The organism is Acinetobacter sp. V2, assembly GCF_001188385.1.
Lineage (GTDB): Bacteria > Pseudomonadota > Gammaproteobacteria > Pseudomonadales > Moraxellaceae > Acinetobacter > Acinetobacter oleivorans.
In genome coordinates this window covers 1,192,187-1,203,162 of record NZ_JZFB01000001.1, presented here as the reverse complement: position 1 = coordinate 1,203,162, position 10,976 = coordinate 1,192,187, and the positions used below count along the sequence as shown (strand labels likewise).

The following is a 10,976-nucleotide window of genomic DNA, read 5'->3' as shown; positions in this document are numbered from 1 at the left end:
TTTTTATTTGTGATTGATGGGGCAATGGTTCAGCTTTTAAGTGCAAATAAGATCGATGAAAGAGATAAGTTATTAGAATATTTTATGTCGATGCTTACTTAAATTGGCGAAGACTTTAACGCTTAAAGAAAAGCCCTCTGGTGAGGGCTTTTTATTTAATTAGGCTTTAAAAGTCAAAAGAGGTTTGTAAATAGAACGTGCGTGGCAATCCTGCATATTTACCGCCAGTAGAGTCCGTTGAGCGCGTAAAATATTGCTTATCAAAGACATTCTTGATTCCGCCAGCAATTTTTAAACCTTTAACTTGTGAACTTAAGTCATAAGAGGTACGTAGCGCAAAAGTGGTATAACCCGGAATATCTCCATATTTACCATCAGCAGTTTCTTCTGTTTGATAGACATTACTATCAGGAAGATCTGGTGAATGCTGCTTAGACTGCGCAAACATATCAGCATTTAAAGACCATTTATCCACGGTATAACCTAACCCAACATTACCGACATGACGCGAGTAAAATGGCAGGTCTTTATCTTTAAACTGACCAGCTTCAGCTACTGCTTTGGTGAAAGTATAGTTGCCATATACTTTTAAGCCTTCTAATGCGTCTGTTAAGTGACCGAAATCATAGCTAAGACCCGTTTCGATACCTTTATGGCTGGTTGCCCCTAAGTCTGTCCAGATTCCGTTATTACCAGCATCACGTACCAATGAAAGCTCTTTATCAAAGTCTAGATAGAAAACTGTAAATTCAGCATTTAAACCATTGCCTAGATATTTGGTTCCGATTTCATAGTTATTCGATTTTTCAGGATGTAAGCCTTCGGTTGTAGCCGTTGCGGTTGTTCCTTCAAGACGTGCTAATTGGCTGTATTGCTGTGGACCGAAAGATACACCAGCGTTTGCAAATATATTCCAATTTTCATTTGCCGAATACATCACAGATAAACTTGGCAAAAATTCGTCTGAATCAATTTTTGGATAAACAGTATTAGGTTGTCCTTTGTTATAACCTGTGAAGTTATTATAGGTTTCAATTGATTCGAATCGAACGCCCGGTGTGATGGTCCAACGGCCCAGTTCCATGCGGTTGTCGATATATACAGCATGCGCTTTTGTACCACCTTCGCTGCTGCTACGTGGAGCAAAATCTGGAGCTGATGAATCTGCTGCATAAGATGCAGTACGACCAGCAAACTCAGAACTTTCTTCTTTTAAGTAGCGATATCCTACTGTTACTTCATTTTGCGTATTACCTAGCTGATAAATACGAGAGTAACGCGGTTCAATCGCATAGACTTTGTAATCGCGTGGAGCAGAGTCGAGGCGCTTGTCACCACTCGCTAACACGGTCTCAAGATTACTTGTGCGGAAAGAATCGATGTAATAGCTCAGAATTTCGAAGTTATTTTTTTCATCTTTATGGTTATAACGTAAAGAGACATCAGTACGTCGACCTGCAAAATAGTTTTTTTCACCAGAGGATTGATACGGATTTTCTGCGTATTGGGCTTGAGTTAAACCCTCTGGCATTTCACCTCGACCTTCATAATGATGCAGATTTAAAGCGACCGAGTCTTTATCATTAAATTGATAAGCAGACTTTAACATTACATCATCGATATCAATCTTGTTATTTGCTTCTCGATAATTGTTTCCTTTAGTCCCTGAATACAAGAGGGCAAGGCCTAAACCATTATCTAAAGTTCCCCCTATAAATAGATTAGGGCTAAGCTTTACTTGGTCAGTGCCAGATGCATATTCTGAAGTTAGGCTAACAGTTCCACTAAAATCTTGAGGAATTGATCGAGTCGCAAAGTTAATAATTCCGCCTACGTTTTGAGGCCCAAAACGGACAGATCCAGCACCACGTACTACGTCGACTGACTCAATATTACCAATTGAAACAGGTGCTAAAGATAATTGTGGCTGGCCATAAGGTGCAAATGAAAGCGGAACACCATCAACAAGAACAGTTGAGCGAGGTGATAGGCGAGATGCTAAACCACGAACCCCAATATTGAGAGACACATCACTACCACCCGTTCCACTACTGTCTTGCGCCTGAACTCCGGGAACTTGTTTTAGAGCTTCTCGAATTGAGGTTGCCGCTGTTTCATCTAAACGCTTACGGTCAATAATAGTTCGAGCGCCAGCATGTTTGTGAACAGTTTCAGCATTTGCTTCTTCTAACCAGTTACCTTGTGCCTTAATGGTGATGGTCGGTAATGCGCTGGTCGTTGTATCTTCGGCATGTGCAGGAAGTGCTAAATAAGTACAAGCCAGTCCGATTGCATAGCTCAGCGTAGAAACTTTGAACTTGAAATTTGGGAGTGAAAGAGAGGTTGAGCGGTCCATGTTGATGTATCGAAATCCTAAACGATAATTATAATCATTATAGCGAAAAAGTAACAAAATTTTATAAATTGGTTTATGTTTTTCTCGGAATTTTAAACAATTTCTAAAAAATTAGAATTGTTAGAAATTTCAAATTACTGGTGATGATTTAGATACAAGCAATAAAGATTTAACTAGACAATGGATGTTAATAGGAGAGGATTTTAATGTGTAGAGCAGCGCACAACTTCTGTTTAAAGACACAAGAAGTATAAGCATACTAAGGTATACAAAAGTTGGTTATTGCTATCTTGATATGGATAAATCAGTAATAAGTTGACTTTAAAAGATATTTGTGTGAAAAGGAAAATAATTTAATAAATATTTTTAATAAAAATCAATAAATTATTAATTTTTATTGAACATTTGTTATAGGATTTTTATATTAAATTATTGTTTTATTAATCAATAATCATTATTATTCGCGCTAATATTTACATGAACACACAAAATACATATGGAATTTATTAAGTCTCGCAAGAAGATTGCTAAATCAGCAATAGCCTCTTCATTATCAATTGTGGCTACAACAGCAATAGCTGCTCAGGAAAATTCTGTACCACTTCCATTAATTCATGTTCAAGCAGACGCAGAAGTTGCCCAAAGTCTTAAAGTTGATCAATCTGCTAATTCCAAATTCGTAGCGCCTCTACTAAATACTCCAAAATCAGTTTCAGTAATTTCAAAACAACTAATTGAAGATACGAAAGTAAATACATTGAGTGATGCACTTCGTACTGTGCCAGGAATTACCTTAGGTGCAGGTGAAGGCGGTAACCCGAATGGAGATCGACCATTTATTCGTGGTTACAACTCAGAAAGTTCAATGTATGTTGATGGTATTCGTAACTCATCATCACAAAACCGTGAAATGTTTGCTATTGATCAAGTTGAAGTGACTAAAGGTTCTGCTTCTTCTATGGGTGGTGCAGGTTCTGTTGGTGGTAGCATCAACATGATTTCTAAAGTGGCTAAAAAAGGTGATTCTTTAGAGGGCTCTGTTCAAGCAGGTACTGATAACTACCAACGTATTACTTTAGATGGTAATAAAGACTTTGGTAATGGTACGGCTGCTCGCGTTGTCTTAATGGGGCATAAAAATGAAAAAGCGGGTCAAAGTGATGGTGCTGAATACAAGCGTGTAGGTATCGCGCCTAGCATTACATTTGGATTAGATACGCCAACACGTGCAACTTTAAGTTATTACTATTTAAGATCTGATGACACTCCGGATTCAGGTGTTCCATATAATTACGATACAACTAAGAAGGCTACTGTTGGTAAACCTGTTGATGTTAAACAAGGTGTTTATTATGGCTTAAAAGGTCGTGATTTCCAAAAACAAGAAAATCATATTGGTACTTTTAAGGTAGAACATGATTTAAATGAAAATCTTACGCTTAGTAATACTTTGCTCTACAGTAAATCAAAAAATGATTATCTTTGGACTCAACCAGATGATTCAAAAGGTAATGTAGCAAACGGCAAAGTTTGGCGTCGTATTAACTCTCGAATTACAGACACTGATATCTTTACAGATCAGTTATCTTTAAGAGGTAAGTTTAATACTGGAGCTATCAAGCATAGTTTCAATGTTGGCGCAGAATACAGCGATCAAAAGTCAGATAAAGGTAGTTATTCAACTACCTACCCAGGTTATGCGGGTTCTACAACAGGTGGTTTTAATAGTGATTGTGCTATAAACGATGCTTGGTGTACTTCATTAACAAACCCTAATTCTAAAGATGTATGGCTAGGGGAACGTATCGCAAATAAAGCGACAACTACAACTAAAACAAAAACGACTGGGGTTTATCTATTAGATAATATTGAATTTAATCCTCAATGGTTATTGGATCTAGGCCTTCGTTGGGATAAGTTTGATACAGAGCAAGTAACAAATGCGACTGGCGCAAAAATTGAAAGTAATAAAGATTTTGTTACTTACAATGCTGGCATCACCTTTAAGCCTACTGAAAACGGCAGTATCTATGCGAGTTATGCAACTTCAGCAAACCCTGTAGGTGTAGATGGTGGTGATGGTTCTGAGTCTATTGGTCAAGCTTATATGGACCTTAAGCCAGAAGAAAGCCAAACCATTGAACTTGGTACAAAGTGGAATGTTTTAAACGAAAAACTTAATTTGACTGCTGCCATTTTCCGTACAGAGAAACAAAATACACGTATTCAAGTAGACTCAAGTACTTATACAAATGGCGGTGACAGTAAAGTTGATGGTATTGAACTTTCAGCAAATGGTAATATCACTGATAAATGGGCTATGAGTGCAGGCTATACCTACTTAGATAGTGAAAATACTGATCCAGGACCAAGTTGTAGTCGTGCTGGTGTATGTACTCCTGAAAATGCAGCTAAAGGTAAGCAACTTCCAAACGTACCTAAAAACTCAGCAACTTTGTGGACTACATATAAAGTATTGCCACAAGTTACTGTAGGCGCTGGCGCTTTCTATGCTGACAAAGTATATGGTGATGCAGCTAATACAAAATGGGTTCCATCATATGTTCGCTATGACGCAATGGCTCGTTATGACGTTAACAAGAATGTTAATTTGCAACTGAACTTAAATAACCTTTCTGATAAGCGTTACTTTACTAAAGCATATGCTTCACACTATGCAACTGAAGCAGAAGGACGTAGTGCAGTATTATCAGTTAACTTCAAATACTAATAAGTTTAAAAATTTATTAGTCTAAAAAAGTAATCTAAAATAGCCTCAATTTGAGGCTATTTTATTAATTAAAGCTATTTTTAAAGGTATCGCCGTGATTCACCATATTCCTAATGTACTTAGTAAAGAGCAAGTCCAGTTTTTCCGTCAAGAAATGGACAAGGTAGAATGGGTTAATGGGAAAGTCACTGCTGGTACACTTTCAGCTACAGTAAAACATAATCAACAATTGTCTGAAGATCATCCTCTAACCCATCAACTGAGTAATATTATTCTTGATGCTTTAGGAAAACATCCATTATTCCTATCTGCTGCAATTCCACTGAATATCATACCGCCTTTATTTAATCGCTATGAAAATCATGAGTCTTTCGGCTTTCATGTAGATAATTCAATACGGCTAATACGTGGTAGTAATCAGCGTTTAAGAACAGATTTATCTTGTACGGTTTTTTTAAGCGAGCCAGAAGAGTATGACGGCGGGGAACTCGTAGTTGAAGATACTTACGGATATCACGAAATTAAATTGCCTGCTGGTGATATGATTTTGTATCCATCTACTAGTCTACATGAAGTGACCGCTATTACTTCAGGCTGTCGTATAGCATCTTTTTTCTGGGTACAGAGTATGATTCGTGATGACGCAGAACGACATATGTTATTTAATCTAGATCAAACTATTCAAAACTTACGTATGCAACTAGGTGACGATCACAAAGAAGTCTTAAACTTAACAAATACTTATCACAACTTAGTTCGTAAGTGGGCTGAGGTTTAAATAACAACATTAATTAAGTAGCGTAAATTATTTAATACGCTACTTATAGACATTTACTTCAATATTTAATGCTTTTTCATCAATTTTTTTCAATAAACATTCTAATAGTTCTTCTACTTTTTCATCATATTCGAAAGGATGAGATTTCCCTGTTTTTGTATTAATCAGATTTAAACTAATTTTATTAGAGGCCGGTCTATAAATTCCTCTGTTACTTTTACCCAAAACAACTCTTTTAATTAATTTTCTATGTTCAAGTTCCGCTAAAGTACGATAGGTAGTGGCTAGACTAATTTTTAGGTTTTTCTTTTGGGATAACAGATATATTTCTTCTGCAGTTATTCCCTTATCGTTCTCATGTAAAAAACGGAAAATAGCAACACGCGAAGAGGTAGCTGATAAACCATTTTCAATTAACTCTTGATGATAATCCATTTAGTTCCTCTGCTAATGGCTTATTTATACTTAAATTGATTAATAAGGCTTTTTTAGGAGTAGGTAAAAAAATCTATTTGAAAACCAATGATATTAGTCCTAATTGTAAACCATTTGGTACAAAAAGTATTATGATAAAAAGTAAAAATTCTTGATTAAAATAAAAAAGTTAGAAGCCCATTTTTCCAAATAAAACTATGAGATGGATATTATTAAAGTACGAATTCATACGAATAAAAATTAGCGTAAAAAGCCATATTGACTGTGCAATTAAACTTTAAAAATTTTTATGACGAAACTTTATGTTGTTCGATGATTTCCATTAACTTTTCACAGGACTGATTTACCTTTGATATGGGCGATGTTGCAACCCCTAGCATTAAACCTGAAACAGCATTTTTAGGGTCTTGATACCAGAGTGATAATGGAGAAGGAGCAAGATTGAAAGCTAATGCTTCATTAGCAATTTTTTGATCAGATAACGAGGACGGTAAGTTAATAAGAACTGATAAGCCAGCCGTATATGTTTGCAAATTAAAGCTTTTTAAGCACTTTATTAATTCATCGCGCTGAGCGTTATAAGTTCTTTTTGTTCGTCTTAAATGTCTTAAAAAATGTCCCTCATGCATAAACTCTTGAATTGAATGCTGTAACGATGGAGACGGAGCTGGTGCTAATGTTGCTGTCGTTTCTGCAAAATGATTAATCATGTGAAAAGGCACCACTGCAAATCCAATTCGCAATTTGGGGCTGATCGTTTTGCTAAAGCTTCCCAAATGAATAACTCTTCCTGCAGTATCTAATGAAAATAAGGCAGGTGCTGCTCGGCCATCTAATTGTAATTCTCCTAAATAATCATCTTCAATAATCCAGCTTTCATTCTGGTTAGCCCAATCAAGTAACTTCAATCGTCTGGCCAAAGAAAGAGACATTCCTAAAGGTGCCTGCTGTCCCGGCGTGACTAATGCAAGGGATGCATCCGGTACATTTTTTATTGCAAACTCAACATCTATCCCGTCTTTATCAACTGGAATTGGACATGTTTGCATTCTTCCAACCTCAAGTGCATGTTTGGAAAAAGGGAAACCTGGATCTTCAACCCATGCCTTTTTCCCACTTAATCCCAGAACATGTAATGTAAGACCCAGCCCACCAGAGAAACCAGAAGTAATAAATACTTGGTCAGGAGTACATTGAATTCCTCTCGATAAAGCTAAATAAGCAGCAATTTCTCGGCGAAGACCATATTCACCCCGAGCGTCAGGATAGCTTGGCCACCCACTTGACTCATTACGCACAGAACTGGATCTAATTTTTGAAAATAACTTTGCAGGAAAGATTTCTTTTGAGGGCACACCTAACTGAAAAATACCATGTATAGATGTCATATCTAAATACATCTGTGTAAACGAACTATTTTTATGACCTTCTTGAGTAGCGATTGGCTTAACTGCTTGGTAGGCAACCCGTGTACCTTGTGATCTAGATGCAATGATAAATTGACCATCGGCAAGTCTTTCATATGCAACTTTGACAGTACCTCTAGAAACACCGAGTTGACTGGCCAAATCGATCCATGAGGGTAAACGATCACCGAGTTGTAGCGTTCCAGAAATAATGGCTTGTTCAATTCCAAGGCGTATTTGTTCTGCTAATGGTGTTTTTAATTTGCGATCTAAATTAATTTTGAGCTGCTGGTACATGCGTGGTACAGCCTTTTAATGCATTTTTGGTTCATGAATTTATACTACGGATCTATAAAATAAAAACAACTCCCTATCTTTATGTAGGTTTAATTTGAATGGAAATGATCAAAAAAAGATTCTTTTTAGGCTTAGGTTTAATGCTTGCATGTATTGCACCCACTATGGCACATGAGCCAGTGGAGAAAGTTAAGCCTAATTTTGAACATGCAATTCCGAATGTTCCGGGTAAGTCGCTTATTGCTTTAGAAGTTGATTATCCACCTGGTGGTGCTTCTATTCCTCATACCCATGCGAAATCATCTTTTATATATGCCTATGTGGTTGAGGGGAGTATTGAGTCTAAAGTGAATAATGATAAACCAAAAATTTATCAAGCAGGTCAGAGCTGGTTTGAAGAGCCAGGAGTAGTTCATTCTATTAGTCGCAATGTGAGTAAGACCAAACCAGCAAAATTATTGGCAGTATTTGTTGTAGATACTGATGATAAAGAATTAGTTACCCCAGTAAAATAATTGAAAGTAAATAGGTGTTTATTATGGCTCAACGTATTGATTATAATCAGATTGCTCCAGCAGGTGTGAAAGCTCTAGGTGGTGTTTATAGTTATGTAGTGCAAAGCGGTTTACCAACAGAATTAGTAGAGTTGGTTTATCTACGTATATCGCAAATTAATAATTGTGCATATTGTTTGGATATGCATACCAGAGACTTAATCAAAAAGGGTGTTGCCATCGAGAAACTCGCTTTAGTTCAGGCTTGGCAAGAAGGTGGACATCTTTTTGATGAAAGGGAGAGAGCGGCTTTAGCTTGGGCTGAGTCAGTAACTAAAGTTTCTACTACTGGAGTACCTGATGATGTTTATCAACTAGCTCATTCTGTATTTGATGAAAAAGAACTGGTTGATTTGACAATAGCCATTAGCTTAATGAACGCATATAACCGTATGGCCATTAGTTTTAGAAATACGCCACAAGCTGCTAAGTAATATTCAAAAAGCCCTCTAGCGAGGGCTTTTAACTTATCTAATAGAAGGCTGGCTTAAGATTTTGTAGACTTTTTCTTTATATACATCATTCGAAATCACGCCTTTATCACGCTGTTGTTTTAGCGACTTAAACTGCTGACCATTAATTTCTCTTTGAATGCCAACATTATCATGATTTCTAATGTAGTAAAGACTACGCTCATGATCACTCATATTGACTGTTTCTTCAGCAGAGTAAGACGGCTTAGTTTCCTTTTCTTGATATTGTTTTGCAATTTCAAAAAAATCTACATTTTGATGATCTGGAGTCGAAGTAGAAAACTCTTTTGGTTGCCTATTAAATTTATGTTCTTGAGAATTCGAGTTTACCGCAAGCATGCTCTTATGCTGATTAAAGTTAGGGGAATTATATTCTTGCTTCATTTGAAATGTATTTGTCTCAGCAAATGCTGAAGAAGAAAAAAGACCCATGTTTAAAGATAAAAAAATTAATAAAAATCTATTCATTTGTTAGAAAGTCCAATTGAAATTGGGAGAGTTGTTATATTATAACATTTGTAGATAATTTTAAAGATTCAGTTTCTAGTACATTTGATCAAGTGGTAAATAGTAAGATTTGTAGATGAGTGTAAAAGCCAACTTAAGAAGGCTTCTACACACATTTTTTTAATGTTGTTTTGAGTATTCTTCTTTTAATTTATCCAGAAAAATAAAGAGGTTTTGATTCATTTCTTGGTAGTCGTGATTTCGTAATTCTTCACGACTATTCACGAATTTATAATGGTGAGCCTGATTTAACTCGGCTTCTGAATGTTGAATCAGCAATTCAACAACTTCTGTTGTTAACTCCATGTGACATTGCAATCCATACACTAATTTTGAATATTCAATAATTTGTCTTGGACAACCTGCACTAAAAGCGATGATTTTTGCGTTGGGAGTTAAACCCGGCATATCATTATGCCAATGCCCAACTTCGGTCATTTTTCCTAAGTGTGAAAACTTAGAGTCTGTTATGCCATATTCTGTAAGCATAATTGGAAATTTGCCAATTTCTCTTTCTGGACTATGTTCAAATTTGGCACCTAAAGCTTGGCCTATCAATTGAGATCCTAAACATACCCCGATAACTACTTTATTTGCTTCAATCGCTTTTTTAATGATTGATTGTTCAGCTAATGAATTAAAGTGAGGGCACATCTCTAGTGTTGTATCTGGATCTTGTGGGCCACCCATTACAATAAGAAAATCTATATCTTCAGCAGAAGATGGCAAAGCTTCATTTAAATATACTCTTGAGTATGTAATTTTGAGGTCATTATTTTGAGCCCATATTTCATACGCACCGGGTGCTTCAAAATCTTCATGAACAATAAAATGTAGGCGCATGTTAGTCCTCAAAATCTAAGCGTTAATTAATAGATCATTCGTTATAAATCGAGGATAGATTAAGAGCTGTAGGCTTTATCTAATACATCCAGTTTTTAAAAGTTATATGGTCCAGATGTATAGAAGCTTTTAATGTTATTAGAGAATACTTATGCATATGATTAACAATAAGACGAGGCTGAGAATTTGCGTGAAGTTCTATCTAGAGCTCCACACAAAGAAGTCTCTATAAGATGAGATCTAAAATTTTTAATTTCAGAGTGTTTGTCCATTATCTAATTTTAAGATTTGTCCTGTCACAGACTCTGCTTTTAATAACATGAGAGCAGTTTGAGCAATATCTTCTGGAGTAGAAATCCGTTTTAAGGGAAGTTCCCCAAATAACGAGTTCATTTTATCTTCATAGCCAGCCCACCATCGAGTAGCAACAGGCCCTGGTGCAATACAATTAACTCGTATAGAAGGGGCTAATGCGTGTGCTAAAGATTTTGTTAAACCATGGACAGCAGATTTAGAGACAGCATAAGGTAATGAAGAACCGTAGCCTGTTTCACCAGCAATACTTCCAATATTAAGAATGGCACTATTTGTGTTCT

The 10,976-nt window shown here is 36.3% G+C and carries 10 protein-coding genes and 1 pseudogene; 5 read left to right on the top strand and 6 right to left on the bottom strand.

The features are described 5' to 3' along the window. Nucleotides 1-102 (top strand): annotated as a pseudogene (locus tag UC75_RS20300) (TetR family transcriptional regulator); the annotation flags it as partial. A 64-nt stretch (nucleotides 103-166) separates the two neighbouring features. Here the strand turns inward: UC75_RS20300 and UC75_RS05505 are convergent. Further along, nucleotides 167-2,356, bottom strand: a complete 2,190-nt coding sequence (locus tag UC75_RS05505) for a TonB-dependent receptor family protein (protein ID WP_049836959.1) — start codon at nucleotides 2,354-2,356, stop codon at nucleotides 167-169. Between the two features lie 496 nt (nucleotides 2,357-2,852). Here UC75_RS05505 and UC75_RS05500 point away from each other — a divergent pair, with 496 nt between their 5' ends. Together UC75_RS05500 and UC75_RS05495 are read left to right on the top strand one after the other, a co-directional pair. Next, on the top strand, nucleotides 2,853-5,087 hold the full coding sequence (locus tag UC75_RS05500) for a TonB-dependent receptor (protein ID WP_049836958.1): 2,235 nt from the start codon (nucleotides 2,853-2,855) through the stop codon (nucleotides 5,085-5,087). Nucleotides 5,088-5,181: 94 nt separating this feature from the next. Then, a complete protein-coding gene (locus tag UC75_RS05495) occupies nucleotides 5,182-5,865 on the top strand; it encodes a Fe2+-dependent dioxygenase (protein WP_049836957.1) in 684 nt (227 codons plus the stop codon). 39 nt (nucleotides 5,866-5,904) lie between these two features. On the opposite strand, the gene UC75_RS05490 is transcribed toward UC75_RS05495, so the two are convergent. After that, on the bottom strand, nucleotides 5,905-6,300 hold the full coding sequence (locus UC75_RS05490) for a Fur family transcriptional regulator (protein WP_049836956.1): 396 nt from the start codon (nucleotides 6,298-6,300) through the stop codon (nucleotides 5,905-5,907). Nucleotides 6,301-6,587: 287 nt separating this feature from the next. Further along, on the bottom strand, nucleotides 6,588-8,003 hold the full coding sequence (locus tag UC75_RS05485) for a PLP-dependent aminotransferase family protein (RefSeq protein ID WP_049836955.1): 1,416 nt from the start codon (nucleotides 8,001-8,003) through the stop codon (nucleotides 6,588-6,590). Between the two features lie 98 nt (nucleotides 8,004-8,101). On the opposite strand from UC75_RS05485, the gene UC75_RS05480 reads away from it, so the two are divergent. Together UC75_RS05480 and UC75_RS05475 are read left to right on the top strand one after the other, a co-directional pair. After that, nucleotides 8,102-8,518, top strand: coding sequence for a cupin domain-containing protein (locus tag UC75_RS05480; RefSeq protein ID WP_228137107.1), 417 nt, complete (start codon nucleotides 8,102-8,104; stop codon nucleotides 8,516-8,518). 23 nt (nucleotides 8,519-8,541) lie between these two features. After that, the gene (locus UC75_RS05475) at nucleotides 8,542-8,991 is read left to right on the top strand and encodes a carboxymuconolactone decarboxylase family protein (RefSeq protein ID WP_049836954.1); all 450 of its coding nucleotides are present in this window, start codon (nucleotides 8,542-8,544) and stop codon (nucleotides 8,989-8,991) included. A gap of 33 nt (nucleotides 8,992-9,024) precedes the next feature. Here the strand turns inward: UC75_RS05475 and UC75_RS05470 are convergent, their stop codons facing one another. The 3 genes from UC75_RS05470 to UC75_RS19255 all read right to left on the bottom strand — a co-directional run. Next, nucleotides 9,025-9,498, bottom strand: a complete 474-nt coding sequence (locus UC75_RS05470; RefSeq protein ID WP_049836953.1) for a hypothetical protein — start codon at nucleotides 9,496-9,498, stop codon at nucleotides 9,025-9,027. Nucleotides 9,499-9,657: 159 nt separating this feature from the next. Beyond that, complete coding sequence (locus tag UC75_RS05465) at nucleotides 9,658-10,380, bottom strand: type 1 glutamine amidotransferase (RefSeq protein ID WP_049836952.1); 723 nt, start codon at nucleotides 10,378-10,380, stop codon at nucleotides 9,658-9,660. A gap of 255 nt (nucleotides 10,381-10,635) precedes the next feature. Beyond that, nucleotides 10,636-10,976 (bottom strand): SDR family NAD(P)-dependent oxidoreductase (locus tag UC75_RS19255; protein WP_212771765.1); only part of this gene is annotated, 341 nt, incomplete at its 5' end.

What these genes read in the sequence shown, in the direction of transcription:
- UC75_RS05465 (WP_049836952.1), bottom strand. Translation starts at nt 10,380, where the DNA reads ATGCGCCTACATTTTATTGTTCATGAAGATTTTGAAGCACCCGGTGCG.
- UC75_RS05485 (WP_049836955.1), bottom strand. Translation starts at nt 8,003, where the DNA reads ATGTACCAGCAGCTCAAAATTAATTTAGATCGCAAATTAAAAACACCA.
- UC75_RS05490 (WP_049836956.1), bottom strand. Translation starts at nt 6,300, where the DNA reads ATGGATTATCATCAAGAGTTAATTGAAAATGGTTTATCAGCTACCTCT.
- UC75_RS05505 (WP_049836959.1), bottom strand. Translation starts at nt 2,356, where the DNA reads ATGGACCGCTCAACCTCTCTTTCACTCCCAAATTTCAAGTTCAAAGTT.
- UC75_RS05480 (WP_228137107.1), top strand. Translation starts at nt 8,102, where the DNA reads ATGGAAATGATCAAAAAAAGATTCTTTTTAGGCTTAGGTTTAATGCTT.
- UC75_RS05500 (WP_049836958.1), top strand. Translation starts at nt 2,853, where the DNA reads ATGGAATTTATTAAGTCTCGCAAGAAGATTGCTAAATCAGCAATAGCC.
- UC75_RS05475 (WP_049836954.1), top strand. Translation starts at nt 8,542, where the DNA reads ATGGCTCAACGTATTGATTATAATCAGATTGCTCCAGCAGGTGTGAAA.
- UC75_RS05470 (WP_049836953.1), bottom strand. Translation starts at nt 9,498, where the DNA reads ATGAATAGATTTTTATTAATTTTTTTATCTTTAAACATGGGTCTTTTT.